Annotated in this window: 21 protein-coding genes and 1 riboswitch; of the genes, 15 read left to right on the top strand and 6 right to left on the bottom strand. The window is 62.9% G+C overall.

Going from position 1 to position 20,711, the window contains the following annotated elements; all coding sequences use genetic code 11:
* Positions 1-506 precede the first annotated feature (506 nt).
* From IAG25_RS32060 to aroQ, 5 genes are all read left to right on the top strand, one after another.
* A complete protein-coding gene (locus IAG25_RS32060) occupies positions 507-2,903 on the top strand; it encodes a type VI secretion system Vgr family protein (protein ID WP_187608435.1) in 2,397 nt (798 codons plus the stop codon).
* A 70-nt stretch (positions 2,904-2,973) separates the two neighbouring features.
* Positions 2,974-3,306 carry a DUF6396 domain-containing protein gene (locus tag IAG25_RS32055; RefSeq protein ID WP_187608434.1) on the top strand — a complete coding sequence of 111 codons (333 nt, stop codon included), beginning with the start codon at positions 2,974-2,976 and terminating at the stop codon, positions 3,304-3,306.
* 334 nt (positions 3,307-3,640) lie between these two features.
* Positions 3,641-5,056: an MFS transporter gene (locus IAG25_RS32050; protein ID WP_187608433.1), complete on the top strand. Its 1,416-nt coding sequence runs from the start codon at positions 3,641-3,643 to the stop codon at positions 5,054-5,056.
* A gap of 96 nt (positions 5,057-5,152) precedes the next feature.
* A complete protein-coding gene (locus IAG25_RS32045; protein WP_309243992.1) occupies positions 5,153-6,211 on the top strand; it encodes a Gfo/Idh/MocA family protein in 1,059 nt (352 codons plus the stop codon).
* A gap of 36 nt (positions 6,212-6,247) precedes the next feature.
* On the top strand, positions 6,248-6,694 hold the full coding sequence (aroQ, locus tag IAG25_RS32040; RefSeq protein WP_035502129.1) for a type II 3-dehydroquinate dehydratase: 447 nt from the start codon (positions 6,248-6,250) through the stop codon (positions 6,692-6,694).
* Positions 6,695-6,761: 67 nt separating this feature from the next.
* Here the strand turns inward: aroQ and IAG25_RS32035 are convergent, their stop codons facing one another.
* Together IAG25_RS32035 and IAG25_RS32030 are read right to left on the bottom strand one after the other, a co-directional pair.
* Entirely contained in the window at positions 6,762-6,914 is a 153-nt protein-coding gene (locus tag IAG25_RS32035) for a hypothetical protein (protein ID WP_187608508.1), read from the bottom strand.
* Positions 6,915-7,001: 87 nt separating this feature from the next.
* Positions 7,002-7,265, bottom strand: a complete 264-nt coding sequence (locus IAG25_RS32030) for a hypothetical protein (protein ID WP_187608432.1) — start codon at positions 7,263-7,265, stop codon at positions 7,002-7,004.
* A 345-nt stretch (positions 7,266-7,610) separates the two neighbouring features.
* Between IAG25_RS32030 and IAG25_RS32025 the strand changes: the two genes are divergently transcribed.
* Positions 7,611-9,011, top strand: a complete 1,401-nt coding sequence (locus IAG25_RS32025) for an amino acid permease (protein WP_187608431.1) — start codon at positions 7,611-7,613, stop codon at positions 9,009-9,011.
* A gap of 35 nt (positions 9,012-9,046) precedes the next feature.
* Positions 9,047-10,246 (top strand): amino acid aminotransferase, encoded by a 1,200-nt coding sequence (locus IAG25_RS32020; protein ID WP_187608430.1) that lies wholly within the window; start codon positions 9,047-9,049, stop codon positions 10,244-10,246.
* Positions 10,247-10,249: 3 nt separating this feature from the next.
* Here the strand turns inward: IAG25_RS32020 and IAG25_RS32015 are convergent, their stop codons facing one another.
* Positions 10,250-10,633 carry a hypothetical protein gene (locus tag IAG25_RS32015; protein ID WP_238210672.1) on the bottom strand — a complete coding sequence of 128 codons (384 nt, stop codon included), beginning with the start codon at positions 10,631-10,633 and terminating at the stop codon, positions 10,250-10,252.
* A gap of 123 nt (positions 10,634-10,756) precedes the next feature.
* On the opposite strand from IAG25_RS32015, the gene IAG25_RS32010 reads away from it, so the two are divergent.
* The 3 genes from IAG25_RS32010 to IAG25_RS32000 all read left to right on the top strand — a co-directional run bounded on the left by IAG25_RS32010 (position 10,757) and on the right by IAG25_RS32000 (position 14,071).
* Positions 10,757-11,005, top strand: a complete 249-nt coding sequence (locus IAG25_RS32010; protein WP_187608429.1) for a hypothetical protein — start codon at positions 10,757-10,759, stop codon at positions 11,003-11,005.
* 53 nt (positions 11,006-11,058) lie between these two features.
* Positions 11,059-11,382 (top strand): hypothetical protein, encoded by a 324-nt coding sequence (locus IAG25_RS32005; protein ID WP_187608428.1) that lies wholly within the window; start codon positions 11,059-11,061, stop codon positions 11,380-11,382.
* 172 nt (positions 11,383-11,554) lie between these two features.
* Positions 11,555-14,071, top strand: coding sequence for a membrane-bound PQQ-dependent dehydrogenase, glucose/quinate/shikimate family (locus IAG25_RS32000; RefSeq protein WP_187608427.1), 2,517 nt, complete (start codon positions 11,555-11,557; stop codon positions 14,069-14,071).
* Between the two features lie 41 nt (positions 14,072-14,112).
* Here the strand turns inward: IAG25_RS32000 and IAG25_RS41675 are convergent, their stop codons facing one another.
* The gene (locus IAG25_RS41675) at positions 14,113-14,247 is read right to left on the bottom strand and encodes a hypothetical protein (protein WP_255504097.1); all 135 of its coding nucleotides are present in this window, start codon (positions 14,245-14,247) and stop codon (positions 14,113-14,115) included.
* 132 nt (positions 14,248-14,379) lie between these two features.
* On the opposite strand from IAG25_RS41675, the gene IAG25_RS31995 reads away from it, so the two are divergent.
* Positions 14,380-16,080 carry an outer membrane protein assembly factor BamB family protein gene (locus IAG25_RS31995; RefSeq protein ID WP_187608426.1) on the top strand — a complete coding sequence of 567 codons (1,701 nt, stop codon included), beginning with the start codon at positions 14,380-14,382 and terminating at the stop codon, positions 16,078-16,080.
* Positions 16,081-16,156: 76 nt separating this feature from the next.
* On the top strand, positions 16,157-16,645 hold the full coding sequence (locus tag IAG25_RS31990; RefSeq protein WP_187608425.1) for a hypothetical protein: 489 nt from the start codon (positions 16,157-16,159) through the stop codon (positions 16,643-16,645).
* Here IAG25_RS31990 and IAG25_RS31985 read toward each other — a convergent pair.
* Positions 16,642-17,088: an ester cyclase gene (locus IAG25_RS31985; RefSeq protein WP_035502114.1), complete on the bottom strand. Its 447-nt coding sequence runs from the start codon at positions 17,086-17,088 to the stop codon at positions 16,642-16,644. The genes IAG25_RS31990 and IAG25_RS31985 overlap by 4 nt on opposite strands.
* Positions 17,089-17,207: 119 nt before the next feature.
* Positions 17,208-17,374: riboswitch (yybP-ykoY riboswitch) on the top strand.
* Between the two features lie 8 nt (positions 17,375-17,382).
* Between IAG25_RS31985 and mntP the strand changes: the two genes are divergently transcribed.
* Positions 17,383-17,952, top strand: coding sequence for a manganese efflux pump MntP (gene mntP, locus IAG25_RS31980; RefSeq protein ID WP_187608424.1), 570 nt, complete (start codon positions 17,383-17,385; stop codon positions 17,950-17,952).
* On the opposite strand, the gene IAG25_RS31975 is transcribed toward mntP, so the two are convergent.
* Complete coding sequence (locus IAG25_RS31975; protein WP_187608423.1) at positions 17,918-18,346, bottom strand: DUF6632 domain-containing protein; 429 nt, start codon at positions 18,344-18,346, stop codon at positions 17,918-17,920. The genes mntP and IAG25_RS31975 overlap by 35 nt on opposite strands.
* 173 nt (positions 18,347-18,519) lie before the next feature.
* Between IAG25_RS31975 and alr the strand changes: the two genes are divergently transcribed.
* Positions 18,520-19,623 (top strand): alanine racemase, encoded by a 1,104-nt coding sequence (gene alr, locus IAG25_RS31970; protein WP_187608422.1) that lies wholly within the window; start codon positions 18,520-18,522, stop codon positions 19,621-19,623.
* Positions 19,624-19,678: 55 nt separating this feature from the next.
* Positions 19,679-20,707: a MerR family transcriptional regulator gene (locus tag IAG25_RS31965; RefSeq protein ID WP_187608421.1), complete on the top strand. Its 1,029-nt coding sequence runs from the start codon at positions 19,679-19,681 to the stop codon at positions 20,705-20,707.
* The last annotated feature ends 4 nt before the right edge of the window (positions 20,708-20,711 follow it).

The raw sequence follows: 20,711 nt of genomic DNA, 5'->3' as shown, positions 1-20,711 counted from the left end.
CCGCACGTTTCACATTAGCGATGCTTTATGGCTGCGTCGGTCACCCTCCGGCGGCGTCGCGCTCAACCTCGTCGAGTACGCGCGCACGGCATATACGCTGATCCACGATGGTGCGGGTGTCGCCGTATCCTGCGACTGTGCCCGTGACTCCCAAACGTGCGCCGCCCGTCCGGCGTGAAGTCCGTGCTCAATCGCCCAAGTCCTTTGCTTCACCGGTGCATATTCGTTGAGTGATTTACTAAGGTTTAGGAACTCTAAACATAGGACTATTCCGAAATGAAATTCGCTCCGTAGAATCTAAGTGCCTGATTGATCAGAGGCATCCGACCGCGTATTACGGACTGCGATATATTGCTGTATCCAAGCAGAGAGTCTTTGTGCGACGATCACGCGTATTGGCCTGGCAGGCGCTGCACGACCGCGGAGCAGAGGCGACTGGGGCTCGAATCGGATCGCCACGGTGCTTCCGCAAGCCGGGCGGCGCAACTTCAGGGAGCTTCTTTCGCATGTCGATGGTGATACCCAATCAGGCCTACAGCCTGACTCTCAAGCCGCAACCGGGGCCGATCTCGGTTCTTCGATTCAATGGCCGCGCAGACATTAGCGCGCTGTATGAATATCGCATCGAATTCACAAGTGCGCTTGCCGATATCGCGATGGACCAGGTCGTAGGCAGGCCGGCGACGTTTTCCATTGAGCCTGTTGATCCGGCGCAAGGTTATCTGGAACAAATGTTCGGGTCGCGCTGGAAAGACTTCAGCACGATGCCGTTGAAGTATTCGACGCACGGGATTATTCAGCGCTTCGAGAACCTTGGTTCATCGGCCGATGAGACGCACTATCGCGTCACGCTTGTTCCGAAAATAGCAGACCTTGCAAGAGCGCGGAAAAGCAGGCTGTTTCAGAAGCAATCCGTTGTCGAAATCATCACGGATACGTTGCGCCACTACGGCTATCGCCTGGGCGTCGATTTCGATTTCAAGAGTCTGCGCGGAAAATACAAGCGGTTTGAGTACGTTACTCAGTTTCACGAGACCACGTTTTCCTTTATTCAAAGGCTCTGCGCCGAAGCGGGAATCTGGTTCCGTTTCGAGCAGAAGAGCGATCGCACCGTCATCATCTTCGGCGATGATCTGGATGCCTACGCTCGTAAGCAGCGCGTCGTGCCTTTTCGTTTGCACTCTGGCCTTGAGAGTGCAGGAACAGAGTCGATTCGGTCTTTGAGGACCATCACGCAGCGCGTGCCCGAAGCGATTCAGTTGAACGACTACAACCATCGTCAGGCGGATGTGTCGCTGCTGATCGAGCAGAACGCCGCGCCGGGCGACAAGACCACGGACGGTGTCGATAGTCATTGGGGCGAGCACTACGAGACGCTGGAAGAAGGTCGCGAGATTGCGCGTCGGCGTCACGAGGAGCATCTGGCCACGCAGATCAGCTATCGCGGCCGGGGCAATCCGTTCTCGCTCGAAGTCGGCGAGGTGATGGGGCTTGATGCGAATCCAAAGGATGCGCCGCACGGGCTCTTAATCACGTCGATCCGCTGTGGTGGTGGACGTGGCACGTCGTATTGGACTGCCGTCCGCGCGATTCCGGCGGATCGCCGATGGCGCACGAGCATCGATTCGGTCAAGCCACCGAAGATCGAAGGCATTCTTCCAGCACGGGTGGATTCTCCCGGCAAATACCAATACAGCTATTTGACGGAGAAGGGGCTGTACGTCGTGAAGATGCCGTTCGATCTGGACGAGTGGAGTCCCGGTGGAAGGAGCCGTGCAATCCGGATGGCCAAGCCGTATGCGGGCGCCAACTATGGGCACCACTTTCCGTTAATTGACGGGACGGAAGTCGCGCTCATTTTTACGGCGCAAGATCCGAATAGGCCGGTGATTATCGGTGCACTGCATGACAGCCTGAATCCGGACCTCGTCAATAACCTCAACAATACTCGAAACCTCATCAGGACCGCCGCGCAAAACGAATTGCGCATGGAGGATAGAGAGGGCATTGAGCACATTCATCTGACGACGCCGTATCAGACCAGCGAGTTGAATCTCGGACATATGGTCGACGGGGATCGCAAGGAAAGAGGAAAAGGCGCGGAATTGCGCAGCGACGAGCACGCGGCCGTCCGCGGAGGAAAGGGCGTGTTCATTTCCGCTGATGCCCAGCACGCGGCGACCGGCAAACAGCTCGAAATGCAGCCTGCGCAGGATCTGCTCGAACAGGCATATCATCAGATGCAGTCGCTCTCGGAGGCAGCTAAGGCCGCTCGAGCGATCGCAGCGGATTACGAGAAGCAGAAGGAGCTTCTCGATGGCACGCTCACGCAACTAAAGAGGGCGGGTGTACTGGTCAGCGCTCCAGATGGAGTCGGTCTCGTGTCGGGGTCGCATATGCAATTCAGCGCTAACGAGAACCTGATCGCGACGGCAGGCGGCAGCGCGGACATTGGCGTGCTTAGGCGCTTCACCGTCGCGGCGGGCGACGCGATTTCGATGTTCGCACAGCGGATGGGGATGAAACTGTTTGCGAAGGGGAAAGTGGAGATCCAATCGCAGAACGACGAGATGGCGCTGTCAGCGCTTAAGGACGTGACGATCTCCAGCGTAAACGGTCGCCTCGTGCTTTCGGCGGCGAAGGAAGTCTGGATTGGCGCAGGCGGATCGTACATCAAGATCAACGCCAACCGTATCGAGAACGGCACGCCTGGCGACATCCTGGAGAAATGTGCCGCGTGGAGCAAGGCAAGTGCGACATCAGATCGGATCCGCTCAACGCTGCCAAACAGCTTGCCAGGACAGCCGATCAGCTCCCGAGGCAGCCCCGGAAGTATCAAAACAGATGCGAAACTGTGCAGTAGATCAGGGGTACGGGCCTGCGGGCTACGATTTGGGGATTGATCTCCTAACTGATGGCCGGCTGTCTGACGCTGTTGTGGCATACCAGAAAGGCGTAAAAGCCGGAAACGCAATGTCCGCTTTCTCGTTGCGGGATGGTTTCAAGGGACCACCATCGACCGAACTGGCGCTCCGGCATGATCAAGAGCGTGTGTATCGGTATGATCGAATACTTCGCTTTCTGCATGAGAATGAGTTGCTGAACCCAACCATTCCCGATATCGACAAGATTGTTCCACTGCCACCTGCCAAACTCCCGCCATGGGACGGCACATTCGAATGGCAAAAGCAGCAGGACGCTGCGGTGCCCCCACGGAAGCCATCGGACGAACTGGTGAACCGTCTCACGAAGGAGAAGGGTTTGAACCCGTCGACCGGTCTGCCGGTGTCGGGCCTGCCAGGGTGATCCTTCTGTTTCCCAAGAACTCCAAGCGACCGGCAGCCTCTGGCCAAGACTCCGACGCAGCCTCGCCGCCGCCCGATTATTCTCTCCGAGCGCATTCTGACTTTCCTCCGCGCCGAATTATGCTTTTCCGCCGACATAGTAATCTTGCGCTCACACCGTTCTGCCAGACGCCGGCGCGCGGGTTTTGCCTCATCGAAAGCTTTCGATTCAGGGGCGATCATGAAGAGATGTCCTGCGCGCGACCCGGCGCGGACGTCGTCGGCGAAGAACGAAAAAGCAGTATCGTCGTAAAGATGGCCACAGAAACCGTCGTGCGAACATAAATGGAGACGTCATGGACACGAACTCTCTCTCGGGTGCAAACGGCGAGTCGCACGCCGAGCACCGGAAGCAGACGAAGAAAGCCACCGCGAGCGGCTGGATAGGCTCCGCACTCGAGTACTACGACTTTTTCATCTACGCGCAGGCCGCTGCCCTCATCTTTCCGCAGCTTTTCTTTCCATCGGGCAATCCCAAAGTGGCGATCGTCGCGTCGCTCGCGACCTACGGCGTCGGCTATGTCGCGCGGCCGATCGGCGCGTTCGTGCTCGGCCATCTCGGCGACACGCACGGCCGCAAGAACGTGCTCGTGCTGTGCATGTTCCTGATGGGCTTTTCGACGATGGCCGTCGGCCTGTTGCCGACCTATCACAGCGTCGGCATGCTCGCGCCGGCGCTGCTCGTGATCCTGCGGCTGGTGCAGGGTTTCGCGGTCGCGGGCGAAATCTCGGGCGCCAGTTCGATGATTCTCGAACACTCGCCATTCGGACGGCGCGGCTACTTCGCGAGCTTCACGCTGCAAGGCGTGCAGGCCGGACAGATTCTCGCCGCCGCCGTGTTCCTGCCGCTCGCGTACTACATGCCCGAGGATTCGTTCAACTCGTGGGGCTGGCGCATTCCGTTCCTGCTTTCGGCGTTCGTGCTGGTCGCGGGCTACATCATCCGCCGCGAAGTGCATGAGACGCCCGCGTTCGAGAAGGAAGGCGAGAGAGGCGCAGTGCCGCGCTCGCCGATCGTCGATGCCTTCAAGTACAACCTCGGCGACATGTTCCGCGTCGTCTGCATGGCGCTGATGAACGTGATCCCCGTGGTCGCGACGATCTTCGGCGCGGCGTACGCGGTGCAGGCAGCCTACGGCGTCGGTTTTCACAAGAGCGTGTATCTGTGGATTCCGGTCGTCGGCAACATACTCGCCGTGGTCGTGATTCCGCTCGTCGGCAATCTCTCCGACAAGATCGGGCGCAAGCCGCCGATCATCGTCGGGGCGATTGCATCGGGGCTGCTGTCGTATCTGTATCTCTACGCGATCAGCATTCATAGCGTCGGCATGGCGATCGTCGCGTCGCTGCTGATGTGGGGCGTCGTCTACCAGGGCTATAACGCGATCTTCCCGAGCTTCTATCCCGAGCTCTTCCCGACGCGCACGCGCGTGTCCGCGATGGCGATCTCGCAGAACGTCGGCACGACGATCACCGCGCTCCTGCCCGCGCTCTTCGCGACCGTCGCGCCGCCGGGATCGACGAACATTCCGCTCACGATCGGCTCGATCACGCTCGCCGTCACGATCATCTCCGCCATCGCCGCCTGGAGCGCGCGGGAGACGTATCGCATTCCGCTCAGCCAGCTCGGCGAGCAGGACGCGCGGCCGGTCGAGAAGTCCGAGTACGAGCGCCTGCGCGCGGAATCGGTCGCAAACGCCCGCGCTTCCTAGGCTTCATCTTCCCCATTGTTGTCCTCACGGCGGCGCGTGGTCCGCGCCGTCCGCGTGCCTTCGCGCGCGCACTTTTTATCGATCTGGTGAATTCAAGTGAACACTGACTCAGGCAAGACACGTATCGCGGTGGCGGGCGCGGGTTATATCGGCCAGGCGCACATGGGCGTCGCGCAGGCGAGTGCGACATGCACGCTCTCCGCCATCGTCGATCCCGCGCCGGCGGCGACGGCCATCGCGGAGAAAGCGGGCGTGCCGCTCTACAGGACGCTCGACGAACTGCTCGCGAAGGATCGCCCGGACGGCATCGTGCTCGCGACGCCGAACCAGTTGCATGTGGAGCACGCGCGCATCTGTCTCGCGGCCGGCGTGCCGATGCTGCTGGAAAAGCCGATCGCGCCGACCGTCGATGAAGCGCAGGCGCTCGTCGACGAAACCGAACGTTCGGGCGTCAAGGTGCTGATCGGTCATCATCGCGCGCATAGCCCGATCATGGCGCGCGCGAAGCAGGTGATCGACGAAGGGCGGCTCGGCAAGCTCGTCGCGGTGATGGGCAGCGCGGTGTTCTTCAAGCCCGACGAGTATTACGCGAGCGCGCCGTGGCGGCGCGAACCGGGCGGCGGCCCGATCCTGCTCAACATGATTCACGAGGTGCATAACCTGCGCATGCTGTGCGGCGATATCGTCGCGGTGCAGGCGTTCGCTTCGCATGCGACGCGCGGCTTTCCCGTCGAGGACACTGTCGCGATCAATCTGCGCTTCGCGAGCGGCGCGCTCGGCACGTTCATGCTCTCCGACACGGCCGCGTCCCCGCGCAGCTGGGAGCAGACCTCGCAGGAGAACAAGGCGTATTCGACTTATCCCGATGAAGACTGCTACGTGATCGCGGGCACCTTCGGCTCGCTTTCCGTCCCGACGATGCGTCTCAAGTCCTACGGCCGGGCGGAAGACCGGTCATGGTGGAAGCCCTTCGAGGAAAGCATCGTGCCGATGCAACGCGACGATCCGCTCGCGCATCAGATGGAACATTTCGGGCGCGTGGCGCGCGGCGAGGCCGAGCCTATTGTCAGCGCGCGCGACGGGCTGCAGAATCTGCGGATCACCGAGGCCATCGTGCTCGCCGCCACGAGCGGCAAGATCGTCGAGACCGCCTGAATCTTTTCAATTCCCCATCCCGTTCAAGGAAATCACATGGCAAAGATCCTGACGCTGCACGGCGTCAACCTCAACATGTTCGGCAAGCGCGACCCGAAGCAGTACGGCACGGCGACGCTCGCGCAAATCGACGAGCAAATGACCGCGCTGGGCAAGGAGCTGGGCGTGGAGGTGGAGTGCTACCAGACGAATATCGAAGGCGAGATGTGCTCGCGGATTCATCGCGCGTTCGAGGAAAAGATCGATGCGATCGTGATCAACGCCGGCGCGTGGACGCATTACAGCTACGCGATCCGCGATGCGCTCGCCATTCTGACGGCGCCGGTCATCGAAGTGCATATGTCGCACGTTCACGCGCGGGAAGAGTTCCGCCACAAGTCGGTATTCGCGGAAATCGCCAAGGGGCAGATTTCGGGCTTCGGCGTGGACAGCTATCTGCTGGGCTTGCGCGCGGCGGTCGCTGCGATCAACGCGGGCAAGTAAGGCGCAAAGGCACTGCGTTGCGAGGCTTTCCGGCGAGGCGTGTGCGCGTCTCGCCGGTAACACCGGGTCAGACCGAACGACCGAAATCCTTTGATGCATGCCGCACCGGTTCGTGGTCGCGCTGCACGCGCAACGGTTCCGGATTGCGCTGCGCCGCGCCGCGGATGAACAGCACCGCGCAGACCGCGCAAATGCCCCAGACCGCGGCGATGATCGTCAAGTAGCTCATTTCCTTCTCCCCGATGCTCCGGGCGCGGGCGGCTCATGCCGTCACCGCTGCCCGCCTTCCGTTAGCCCTGTTGGTCCGTTACGCCTGCGACGCGGGCAGCGCCAGCAAACGTCCGATCAGCTCTTGCGCGAGCGCATGCTGCTCGGTGATGGTCTCGGCATCGTCGGCGGTGGCATCGCGCTCGCCGCGCAGCTTGCCCGCGAGGCGCATGATGTTGTCCGACGCCGACTGCAGCGCTTGCAGCAATTCAGCTTGCGTCGCTGCCGCGCCGACCTGCGATCCTTCGATGAAACACTCTGCCGTGCGATGCGGCCTGGCGTTTCCTTCCATCGTCTGATACATGGCGACCCCGTTTGTGAGTGGATGATGCGATTCTCCCGCCGACGCGCCCTTGTCAATCCTCCGAACAACACCTGATTCCAGCCTCAAATCGATTGTTGTGCGGTTCTGAAGATCGGACGCGTACTGCGGTAGGTCCGCCCATCAAGGCTTCTCGGGTCGCCGGGCGGTAAAATCGCAGATCCGTGCACAGATAATCGGCCTTTTTTGCAGCGCCCTGTGGGGTCGTCCGCACGAAAAAACAACAGTTTTCATTTCAAGAGACGCGTCAAAAGTCGGACGAAACGACCCGGTCGATCGTTCGGTCATACGAAAGCGGTAATTTTTGCGGTTCACGCAGGCATCGACATGGTTTCAGGCAAGACGAACGACGCACCCCAAAGCGAAACACTCAAGCGCGGACTCAAGAGCCGGCATATCCAGCTAATCGCGCTCGGCGGCGCGATCGGCACCGGGCTATTTCTCGGCGTCGCGCAGACGATCAAGCTCGCCGGGCCGTCCGTGCTGCTCGGCTACGCGATCGCCGGCCTGATGGCGTTTTTCATCATGCGTCAGCTCGGCGAGATGATCGTCGACGAGCCGGTCGCCGGCTCCTTCAGCCATTTCGCCGACAAGTACTGGGGCCACGCCGCCGGCTTCACTTCCGGATGGAACTACTGGGCCATTTATATTTTGGTGAGCATGGCGGAGCTGTCGGCTATCGGCATCTACATGCAGTACTGGTGGCCGGGATTGCCGACGTGGATATCGGCGCTCGGATGCTTCGTCATCGTCAATGCGATCAACCTGACGAGCGTGAAGTCCTACGGCGAGACGGAGTTCTGGTTCGCGATCGTGAAGGTGGCGGCGATCGTCGGAATGATTCTGTTCGGCGGCTATCTGCTTGCGTCGGGCAAGGCCGGCCCGGAGGCGAGCGTCACCAACCTGTGGCGGCTCGGCGGCTTCTTTCCGAACGGCGTGCACGGGCTGGTGATGTCGATGGCCGTGATCATGTTCTCGTTCGGCGGGCTGGAACTCGTCGGCATCACGGCGGCGGAGGCGGAAGATCCGTCGCGCAGCATTCCGCGTGCGACCAATCAGGTCATCTATCGCATTCTGATTTTCTATGTCGGCGCGCTCGGCGTGCTGCTGGCGCTTTATCCGTGGGACAAGGTCGCGACCGGCGGCAGCCCGTTCGTGCTGATCTTTCGCGAGATGAACAGCACGCTCGTCGCGAACGTGCTCAATGTGATCGTGCTGACCGCCGCGCTGTCCGTGTACAACAGCGGCGTGTATGCGAACAGCCGCATGCTCTACGGTCTCGCCCAACAGGGCAACGCGCCGCGCGCGCTCCTGCGCGTCAGCGGGCGCGGCATTCCGCTCGCGGCGCTGGCCGTGTCGGCGACTGTCACGGCGGCCTGCGTCGTCATCAACTACGTGATTCCGGGACGCGCGTTCGGCCTTCTGATGGGCCTCGCGGTGTCGGCGCTCGTCATCAACTGGGCGATGATCAGCATCATCCACGTGATGTTCCGCCGGCAGAAAAGCGCGAGCAACGAAACAACATCGTTTCCGAGCTTCGGCCATCCGTTCACAAACTACATCGTGCTCGCGTTTCTCGCGTGCATCGTGTGGGTCATGTACGAGATTCCGGACCTGCGCCTGTCCGTCTACCTGATCCCCGTCTGGCTGGCCGTTCTCGGAATCGGCTACTATCTCAAAAAAAGGGGCGCTGACGCGAAGCGCGCCAACCGCCTGCAATCCCGCTGATCTCTCGTCCTGACTCTCGTCCTGATACCGACACCATGTTCGAACATATCGATGCCTACCCCGGCGATCCCATCCTGTCGCTGAACGAAAATTTCCAGAAGGACCCGCGCACCAACAAGGTCAACCTGAGCATCGGCATTTACTTCGACGACGAAGGCCGCTTGCCCGTGATGCAGGCGGTGCGCGAAGCGGAACTGTCGATCCTGAAGGAACTCGGCCCGAAACCGTATTTGCCGATGGCCGGTTTCGCGCATTATCGCGACGCGGTGCAGTCGCTCGTGTTCGGCAACGACAGCCCGTCGCGCGCGGACGGTCGCATCGCGAGCGTGCAGACGCTCGGCGGCTCGGGGGCGCTTAAGGTCGGCGCGGACTTCATCAAGCGCTATTTCCCGCAATCGAAAGTGTGGGTGAGCGACCCGACGTGGGAGAACCATCGCTTCATCTTCGAGCGCGCCGGCTTCGAGGTGAACACGTACCCTTATTACGATGAAGCCACCGGCGGCCTGCGCTTCGACGCGATGCTCGAAGCCATCGACAAATTGCCCGCGAAGAGCGTCGTTCTGCTGCACGCGTGCTGCCATAACCCGACGGGCGTCGATCTCGATCAGTCGCAATGGCTGAAGATCATCGACGTGCTGCAGAAGCGCGATCTGCTGCCGTTCGTCGATATGGCGTACCAAGGCTTCGGCGCAGGTCTGGACGACGACGCGTTCGCCGTGCGCGAACTCGCGCGCCGTGGCGTGCCGGCGTTCATCGCGAATTCGTTCTCGAAGAATTTCTCGCTGTACGGCGAGCGCTGCGGCGGTCTGCACGTGATCAGCGACGATGCCGCCGAGGCCGACCGCGTGCTCGGCCAGTTGACGAGCGCGGTGCGCGCGAACTACAGCAATCCGCCGACGCACGGCGCGAAGATCGTCACGCATGTGCTGAATACGCCTGAGCTTAAGCGCTCGTGGGAACAGGAACTCGCGTCGATGTGCCAGCGCATCGCGCGCATGCGTCAGGCGATCCACGACGGCCTGAAGGATCACGTGCGCGGCGAAATGCTCACGCGCTACATCAAGCAGCGCGGCATGTTCACGTACACGGGTCTCGTCGCGGATCAGGCGGATCGGCTCAAGGAGGAATTCGGCGTGTATATCCTGCGCTCGGGCCGCATGTGCGTCGCGGGTCTGAACGACAGCAACGTGCAGACCGTCGCCGATGCGATCGGCAAGGTGCTCGCCGCAAAATAATCGTTACAGCGCGGGACAGGACAGCACTTTCTGCGGCGGCAGGCTGCCCGGTCCCGTATCGACCTTCGTGCCGCGCGGCGGCGTCAGGATGAGCCGCGCGCTCGTCGCGCTTTCATTCGCGAGCACGTACAGGTCGCCGCTTCCCTCGGGCTGCCAGTACACGCGATACACCTCGCCGTCCTTGTAGACATGCAGCGCGCCGTGCCGCACGGCGCCGCCCCGCCAGAAATTCACGCTTTCTCCTTCGCGCAGCGCGATCATGCCGTCCTGCCCGTTCGTCGCGCTTTCGAGTGTGCCGCAGACGGCATCGTCGGCGTGCGCGTGCGAGCACGCGACGAGCGCCGCGAGCGCGCCCGCGCGAATCGTGTTGGATGCGCGTTTCATCATCGATCGACTCCTTGCTTAAAAATGGCGCGTGCGCCGTCCCGCGCTCGTCGCAAGATATGCGCCGACGTTCCTCCGCGCGTGTGCTACTTTGAATGAAGACAGGCTTCGATCATGGAGGGTCTCATGACTGTGATCGCACCGGACGAAAGAACGGAATTCCTCGCGATTCTCGCGCGCCATCGGCTCGATGAAGGCGATTTTCTCGTGCAGGAAGGTGGCGCGTCCGACATCGTGGACGATGTTTATCCGTTGCAGGGCGTCGTCACCATCACTCGACGTTCCACGCTCAAGGAACGCGAATATCGCATCGGACACGGCACGGAATGGACCGCCGCGTTCGAAAAGGATTTGAACAAAGGCGTGTTCGGCTGAACGGGCACGCCGCAGGCAGTTTTTTCACGCACTTTTTTGAAGCGGAGCACGCGATGAGACCGACTGAATTCAAATCGTTCAAAGCGCATGTCGCGATGCTGCTGCGCGATCTGCCGCGCGGCATGACCGCCGATCTCACCGACGTCGCCGTCGCGTACTGGAACGGCACGCAAGTGGTCGGCGCGTATCTGCGCGACAACGGCCGCATTGACGAGGATTTCGATTTCGACGAAAACGCGTGGGGAAACTGGGGCGACGAATTCCTGATGTGGATGGATGCGCCGCGTTTCTCCGAACGCGCCGATCTGAAGGCGGCGTTCGTCTCCGGCGTGATGCCGGCGAATGCGTGCGGCGGACTCTGGCCGCGGCCGCGCTGATCCGCAGGCGCGCACGCGCCTTTTCCAAGGCAAGTCTTCTGTAAGCACGCGTCGCACGCGTCATCTCCCGCCGAACGGCACAGCGTTTGCTCCTACCCACGACGCGACAGCGTCCGAACCACGACCGCGCACCGGCCGTGTTCCGCCATTCATCGTCACGGAGGGTTTCAGCATGGCTGGCAACGGAAGACTTCATCCGCTTACGTTCTTCACGGCCGTCGTGTTCATCGTCATCGGCTCGTTGCTGGCGGCGGGCGGTGCGTATCTCGTCACGCTGAAAGGATCGTGGTACTACGCGATCGCGGGCGGGGCCATCGTCTTGACCGGGCTGTTGCTGCTGATACGGCGGCGCTCCGCGCTGCTGCTCTTCGCGCTCGTGCTTTTCGGATCGACGGTCTGGGCCGTGTTCGAAGTGCATTTCGACTTCTGGCAACTGATGCCGCGTCTGTGGATCTGGCTGCTGCTCGGGCTGTGGCTGCTGATTCCGTTCGTGCATCGCGGCGCGCTGTTCGGTCCGCCTTCGACCGCGCGCGCGGCGCGCACGCCGCTCGCCGCCGCGATCGTGCTCGCGCTCTTGCTCGGCATCGGCACGTATTTCATCGATCCGCACGACCGGCCGGGACGCATCGACGTGAATGTGGCCGCCGACGCGAATCAGGCCGATGCCAACGCCGCGACCGGCCGCGCGCCGGGCGACTGGACCGACTATGGCGGCTCGCCGCTCGCGCAGCGTTACGCGCCGCTCGCGCAGATCACGCCGGAAAACGCGCATCAGTTGAAAGTGGCGTGGACGTATCGCACCGGCGACATGCCTGGCCCCGACGATCCGACCGAAACCACCGACGAGAACACGCCGCTCAAGGTCGGCGACACGATCTTCCTGTGCACGCCGCACAGCAAGGTGATCGCGCTCGACGCGGCGAGCGGCAAGGAAAAGTGGCGCTTCGATCCGCAGATTCAGAGCCCGATCGGCTTCAAGCATTGGGAGCATATGACTTGCCGCGGCGTCGCTTATTACGATACGGCGATGCATCCGATGCCCGCCGAAGCCGCGACAGCTTCCGCGCCGGTCGAGGCGAGCGCGCCGGCCGCGTCATCGGACACCGAGGCGCAGGCCGCTTCCGGGCCCGTGGCCGCATCGGAGCCCGCCGCGCCGGTGCAGACGCCCGCGCAAACCACGGCGCTCGCCGAATGCCCGCGCCGTCTCTTCCTTCCGACCGCCGACGCCCGCCTGATCGCGCTCGACGCGGAAACCGGCAAACCCTGCGCGAGTTTCGGCAAGGGAGGCGCGATCGATCTGCGCGCCAACATCGGCCCGTTCACGCCGGGCGGCTATTACTCGACGTCGCCGCCGGCCGTGTTCCGCAACCTCGTGATCGTCGGTGGCCACGTGACCGACAACGAATCGAACAACGAGCCGTCCGGCGTGATCCGCGCGTTCGACGTCAACGACGGTCATCTCGTCTGGAACTGGGATCCGGGCAATCCGGACGCCACCGAACCGATCGCGGCGGGCGGCACCTATGTGCGCAATTCGCCGAACATGTGGTCGATGTTCAGCGTCGACGAGAAGCGCGGCATGATCTATCTGCCGATGGGCAATCAGACACCCGATCAGTGGGGCGGCGAGCGCACGCCGCAGGCCGAGAAGTACGCGGCGGGCCTCGTCGCGCTCGATGCCGCGACGGGCAGGGCGCGCTGGAACTATCAGTTCACGCATCACGATCTTTGGGACATGGATGTCGGCGGGCAGCCGACCCTCGTCGACCTACAAACGGCGCAGGGCATGCAGCCGGCGGTGATCGCATCGACGAAGCAGGGCAGCATCTACGTGCTGAATCGGGAAACCGGGCAGCCGATCGTGCCGATCAGCGAAGTGGCGGTGCCGCAGGGCGCGGCGAAGGGCGACCACAGCGCACCGACGCAGGCGGTCTCCGCGCTCAACTTCAATCCGCCGCACGTGAAGGAAGCGGACATGTGGGGCACGACGCCGTTCGATCAGCTCTGGTGCCGCATCAAGTTCAGGAGTCTGCGCTACGACGGGCCGTTTACGCCGCCATCGGAGCAGGGAACGCTGGTGTTTCCCGGCAATTTCGGCGTGTTCGACTGGGGCGGAATTTCGGTCGATCCGGTTCGGCAAATTCTCATCGCGAATCCGGATTACATGGCGTTCACGTCGAAACTGATTCCGCGCGAGAAGCTGCAGGAAGGCGCGACGAGCACGAGCGAGACGAGCGGCATCAAGCAGGCGCGCGGCACGCCGTTTGCCTATGAGATCAGTGCGTTTCTATCGCCGCTCGGGATTCCGTGTCAGGCGCCGCCGTGGGGCTACATGGCGGGCGTCGATCTGCGCACGAACAAGATCGCGTGGATGCACAAGAACGGCACGATCATCGACAGCGCGCCGCTGCCGATTCCGATGCCGCTCGGTGTGCCGAGCCTCGGTGGGACGATCGTGACGGCGGGCGGCGTCGCGTTCCTGACGGGCACGCTCGACCGGTACGTCCGCGCCTACGACGTGCGCGACGGGAAGAAGCTGTGGGAAGCGCGCCTGCCGGCAGGCGGTCAGGCGACGCCGATGAGCTATGCCGATGCGAGCGGCAAGCAGTATCTGCTCGTGACGGCGGGCGGTCACGGTTCGCTCGGCACGAAGGCAGGCGACTACGTGATCGCCTACACGCTGCAATGAGCAATGAAGAAGGCGCGGGAATATTCTCCCGCGCCTGCGCGTTACGAACGACGGTAGGCTTCGGCCATCAGCGCGCTGACCTTGGCGCGTGCGACGAGCGCGTCGCGCGTGGCGGCGCGGAGCTTGGCGGCGATGAAGGAAACGAGGGCGATCGGGGTAGCGGCGATGATTCCCATGGTGGACTCCGTACTAGGGGTAACTATCTAGGTAATAACCCTAGATTAGCACATTGTGACGCATTGCAACAAATTCTTTGCGCGTGAAGTGGATCGCCGTGGCGTTGTGTCTCACCGTAGAGGAGCATGCAGATGAACACGCGGTTCCTGACTTTGGCCGCCGCAGCCGGCGTTGCGCTTGTTGTAGCGATCGTCGGTGCGTGCAGCGGCGGCGGTTCCAGCGGCGATACCACGGCTGCGGCAACCGGCGGCAGCGCGCCTGCTGCGGCGTCGAGTCCGTCGAGCGCGTCCAGTCCGTCGGGCGCATCGGCGCCTGCTGCCGCGTCTCCGATGGACGTCGCCACCTGGCACAACGACATCGCCCGCACTGGGCAACAACTCGCGGAAACCGTCCTCACGCCCGCGAACGTCAATTCGGCCAGCTTCGGCAAGCTCGCGACCTTCCCCGTCGACGGCGCCGTCGATGCCCAGCCGCTCTTTCTCGCAGGCGTCCCGATTGCGGGCGGCACGCACAACGTCGTGTATGTCGCGACGGAAAACGCCAGCGTGTACGCCTTCGACGCCGACACTGGCAGCGTGCTCTGGAAAGTCTCGACGCTTGGCAACGGCGAGTCGCCCAGCGACGACCACAAGTGCACGCAGATCACGCCGACCATCGGCGTCACAGCGACGCCGGTCATCGACCGTTCGCGCGGACCGAATGGCGCGATGTATGTCGTCGGCATGTCGAAGGACGCGTCGGGCGGCTATCACCAGCGCATCCACGCGCTCGACATCGCGACAGGCGCCGAACTCTTCAATGGCCCGACCGAAATTCGCGCGACCTATCCGGGCAACGGCGCGGGCAGTCAGAACGGCACGCTCACATTCGATCCGGGTCAGTACGCGGAGCGCGCGTCGTTGCTCCTGCTCAACGGCGTCGTGTACACCGCGTGGACCTCGCACTGCGACTTCATGCCGTACACCGGCTGGGTCATGGGCTACGACGCGAACACACTGCAGCAGGCGAGCGTGCTGAACGTCACGCCGAACGGCCAGATGGGCTCGATCTGGATGAGCGGCGCGGGCCTCGCATCGGACGGCGAAGCGATCTATTTCCTCGATGCCAACGGCACCTTCGACCCGACGCAAAACGCGCAGGAAATGCCGATCAACGGCAATTTCGGCAATGGCTTTTTGAGGCTGAACACGTCGCCGCTCAGGGTGCAGGATTATTTCGAGCCCTCGAACACGGTGCAGGAATCGAATCAGGACGAGGATCTGGGCTCGGGCGGCGCGATGGTTCTGCCCGATTTCGCCGATGCGAGCGGCACGGTCCGCCATCTCGCGATCGGCGCGGGCAAGAACGCGACCATATACGTCGTGAACCGTCTTTCGATGGGCAAGTTCGATTCGAATGCGGATCACATCTATCAGGAGCTCGTCGGCCAGATTCGCGGGCCGATGTTCGGCGCGCCCGCATATTTCAACAACTCGGTCTATTTCGGCGCGGTTGGCGACAGCATCAGGGCTTTCTCGGTGACGAACGCCGTGCTTTCGGGAACGCCGACGAGCCAGACATCGAACGCGTTCGCCTTTCCGGGCGCGACGCCGAGCATTTCGGCGAACGGCACGGCCAACGGCATCCTGTGGGCGGCGCAGAACGGCACGACGGCCGCCCTGCGCGCGTACGACGCGACCAATCTCGGCCGACAGCTCTACAGCAGCAACGATGCGGGCGCGCGTGACCAGTTCGGTCAGGGCAACAAGTTCATCACGCCGATGATCGCGAACGGCAAGGTGTATGTCGGCACGAGAAACGCTGTCGCCGTGTTCGGGTTATTGCCGAAATAAGGAGAGATCGCGCGCCGGAATCACGATGCGTTATATTCTTGTCGATATAACGAATTGCATCGGGTTACGGGGCATCATGGCGACTCCATCTATCGACGCACCGGGCCGCGAACTGGCCGACGGCGGCTACGGCGCGACCATCATCACCGTGAAGGCGGCGCGCGACCACGAGCGGGCCGAATCGATACGCGATCTCGTCGATGCGCATCGGCGTTTGCAGGGCAGCGTGCTGCGTTTTCTTTCGCTTTTCGACGACGCACGCACGAACGCTGTCCTTGACGCGCGTGAGCCGCTCGAAGTGCTCGTCGGCATGCTGGAGAAGAAGGCGCGCGCGGCGGGATTCGCGCGCATGCGCGAGTTGTGCGCGGCGGCGCAAGAGGCGCGGGTCGCGGCGAGGCAGCGCGAATGGCTTTTCTTCGATTCGTTCGGCACGGATGTGCCCGCACTGCGCGCCGCGGCGAGCGCGCTGGAGCGGCTCGACGCGACGCTCGTCGGATTGTGCGTGGAGCATGTCCTGCGCGCGAACGCGATGCCCGGCGCGAAGACGCGAATCCGGCGCGGCTAGACCGGCGGATTGACTCTCGGCGGCACGGCGTCGAGTTGCCGGAACACGCTGAGCCAGTCTTCGAGATGCCAGGTTTTCGACACGAGTCCGTCGCGCAGTTCGTGAAACGAATGAATCGCGAAGCGGATCGGCTTCTCGGTCGCGGCGATGCCCAGCAACGGCCCGGATTGCGTGCCGCTCACTTCGGCGCGCACGCCTACGCGATCGTCCTGCACCAGCATATCGAGAATCTCGATGTGCATGTCGGGCAGCGCGTTGGCGAGATCTTCGAAGATGGGGATCATCTGATCCGGGCCGGGCTTCTGTCCGGGCGGCTCGGGAATGTACTGCCAGTCGGGCGTGACGGCCTGCCGCAAGAGCGCGACATCCTTCGTGGAAAACGCGCGATAGAGACGCTCGACCGTTTCGCGCGCGGCCGATTGAGTCAGGTGAGCTGCCGGCATGGTGCCTCCTTCACGGTGCTGTCTGCACGAGGTGGGAACGGCGGCATTGCCCGCTCACTGTACCTCAACGCATCTCATAAACGCAGGAACGGTCATTAAGCCGTGTTAAGCTTTCGGTTCTTCGCTGGGGAGTAGCCGGCTTTTCCGCAATGGAAAGGCGCTCATGTCAACACGCTCGGTCGTTCGGACCGTGGCATGAGCAACCATCACAGGTTGGCAAGACCATCGACAGAACTCGCGACCGGTCGGGCGCGCGTTCTGTCGTTCCATCTTGCCCGACCAGAGCGCTACCCGATGAATCTCGCTTCCACAATATTCCTTGCCTTCGCCATGTCCACCGACGCATTCGCCGCCGCGGTCGGCAAGGGCGCAACCCTGCACAAGCCGCGCATCGCGGAAGCGTTGAAGACCGGCGTGATCTTCGGCGTGATCGAGGCGCTGACGCCGCTCGTCGGCTGGGCGCTCGGCAAGGCGGCCGCGCAATACGTGACGGCCTGGGATCACTGGATCGCGTTCGGCCTGCTGTTCGTGCTCGGCGCGCGCATGATCCGCGAGGGCTTCAGCGAAGCGCCCCACGACGAGGAAAAGCCCAACTCGCATTCGTTCTGGGTGCTCGCGCTCACCGGTTTTGCGACCAGCATCGACGCGATGGCGGTCGGCGCGGGCCTCGCATTCATCGATGTCGATATCTTCTCGACCGCCGCGACCATCGGCTTCGCGACCATGCTGATGGTGACGATCGGCGTGATGGTCGGGCGGCTCGTCGGCGCGACGATCGGCAAGCGGGCGGAAATCGTCGGCGGGCTGATTCTGATCGGCGTCGGCAGCGTCATTCTGGCCGAGCATCTCGGCTATCTGAGCTGAGCCTGCGCGCCTTGTCGCCGCGCGGCGTGAAGACGGCGAGCGCGGCGGCGACGATGAAAAGCGCGGGCACATCGCCCGCCAGATGACCGAGATGACCCGCGCCGCCGAACGATTGCACGGCCATGATCGCGCCATGCACGACGCTCGACCAGACCGTGAACCAGATGAGGCTCAGATGCCGCATCGGCGCGCGCGACGCGATCAGCAGGAACACGCCGAGCGTCGCATAGATGCCGACGATCATCAGCGCATATTCGGAGCGGCCTTCGTGGGCGCTTTCCCACGCCCATCCCGAAGGCCAGAGCAGCATCAGCGGAAAGACGCCGAACAACGCGATCAGCCCGACGATGACGAGCACGATGCGCAGACAAGCGAGACGGCGGGCGTCGTTCATGGCGAAATCCTCGGCGGCGCGACATGAGCGCACGATACCGCGAAGCGCGCCCGGACGGCGTTGCGGTGGGCAGGCGTATTCACCAAAAAACGGCGTAAATAAAATAACAACGACTGCCATTTGGCCGATACGATTCATCTATTCACTGCCTTCGAACTTTTGTCCAGCACGTCATGCCACGTCCGATTTCCGCGCGCATTCATCTCGACGCCGTTCGTCAGAACCTCCAACTCGTCAAACGCCTAGCGCCGTCGTCGCGCGTCTGGTCTGTGATCAAGGCGAATGCCTATGGTCACGGCATCGAGCGCATCTATCCGGCGCTCGCGGAAGCGGACGGCATCGCGCTGCTCGACCTCGACGAAGCCGTGCGCGTGCGTGAACTCGGCTGGGAAAAGCCAATCCTGCTGCTCGAAGGCATTTTTGAGCCTGCGGACGTCGAGACGGCGGATCGTCATCGCCTCACGGTGACGGTGCATTGCGACGAACAACTCGCGCTGCTGAAAGCGTCGCGGCCGCGCGAACGCATCGACATCCAGTTGAAGATGAACTCGGGCATGAACCGTCTCGGCTTTCGGCCGGGCGAGTTCGAGGCCGCCTGGGAACGTGCGTCGGGCATCGCAGCGGTCGGCTCGATCGGCCTCATGAGCCACTTCGCGAACGCGGACGACGGCGCGATCGACTGGCAAACCGACGAATTCGATGTCGCCACGCGCAACCTTCCCGGCACGCGCTCGCTGTCGAATTCGGCGGCGGTGCTGTGGCATCCGCGCGCGCATCGCGACTGGGTGCGGCCCGGCACGATCCTCTACGGCGCATCGCCGACGGGCCGCGCGCGCGACATCGAAAGCTTCCCGTTGCACGCAGCGATGACGCTCGAAAGCCGCATCATCGGCGTGCAGACGCTCGCGCCGAACGAGACGATCGGCTATGGCCGCACTTTCACGGCGGATCGCGCGATGCGAATCGGCGTGGTGGCATGCGGCTACGCGGACGGCTATCCGCGCCACGCGCCGACCGGCACGCCCGTGATGATCGACGGCGTGCGCACGCGCATCGTCGGACGCGTGTCGATGGACATGCTCACCGTCGATCTGACGCCGTGCCCGGCGGCGGGCATCGGCTCGTCGGTGGAGCTGTGGGGCGAGCACGTCAGGGTGGACGAAGTGGCCGAGCCGTCCGGCACGATCGGCTACGAGCTGATATGCGCGCTCGCGCGGCGCGTGCCGGTGAGCGTCGATGCGGGCGTGACGAGCGAGCCGGAAGCACATTCCGCTTGACCCTCACGTAGCGTAAGGTTCTAGCCTCTTTCGTGCGCACTGAACGGAGGCTCGCATGCTGTTGAAAACAGGAGAACTGGCGAAGAAGAGCGGACTGACCGTCCGCACGCTGCATCACTACGACGCCATTGGCCTGCTCACACCTTCAGCGCGCGCCGATAACGGCTACCGCCTGTACAACCGCGACGACATCGCCCGGCTTCACCGGATCCAGGCGTTGCGCGGTTTCGGCCTTTCGCTTGCCGACATCGGCGCTTATCTCTCCCAGCCCGACACGCCTCTTGCCGAACTCATCGCGCGGCAGATCGTCATGCTCGATCATCAGATCGAGAAGGCGGCGCGTTTGCGCGACCGCCTGGGAAATCTGCGCGGCATGCTGATCGACGGCAAGGAGCCCGAGCTGGCCGACTGGCTCAATACGCTGGAGTTGATGACGATGTTCGACCGCTACTTTTCGCCCGAAGAACTCGATCGCCTGCCTATGTACCGCAACACGCACACGCAGTCATCCGAATGGACGGCGCTCATCGCCGATGCGCGTGCGCTAATGGACGCGGGCGTGCCGGCCGACGACGCGCGTGCCCGCGCGCTCGCCGACCGCTGGATGACGCTGCTAGCGCGCGATACGAACGACGATCCGCGCCTGCTTTCAAAGCTGAACCGTATGCACGACAACGAACCGTCGATGCAGGCGAGCATCGGCATATCGCCCGAATTGCGGGACTATGTGATCCGCGCTTTCTCGGTGACGAAGATCGCGATCTACGAGCGCTATCTGTCGCCGGCGGAGTTCCGCTTCCTGCGCGAGAACTACGGCAGGCACGCGATGGCGTGGCCGGAGTTGATGGCCGATGTCCGCGATGCGATCGATGAGGGCACGACGCCCGATTCGCCGCGTGCGCAGGATCTGGCGCGACGCTGGATGGCGCTCTTTCGCAGCTACGCGGGCGACGATCGCGCGACGCACGCGAAGATCCGGCATGCGTTGCAAAACGAGCCGGAGCTGACCAGGGGATCGTGGACGAACGAGGCGTTGCTCGGCTTCATGCGCGACGCGATGAGGCGTCTCGAAAGCACCGAGTAATGCC

The sequence above is a fragment of the Caballeronia sp. EK genome, from assembly GCF_014384845.1.
GTDB classification, from domain to species: Bacteria; Pseudomonadota; Gammaproteobacteria; order Burkholderiales; family Burkholderiaceae; genus Caballeronia; species Caballeronia jiangsuensis.
This window is presented reverse-complemented; position numbering and strand designations above follow the sequence as displayed.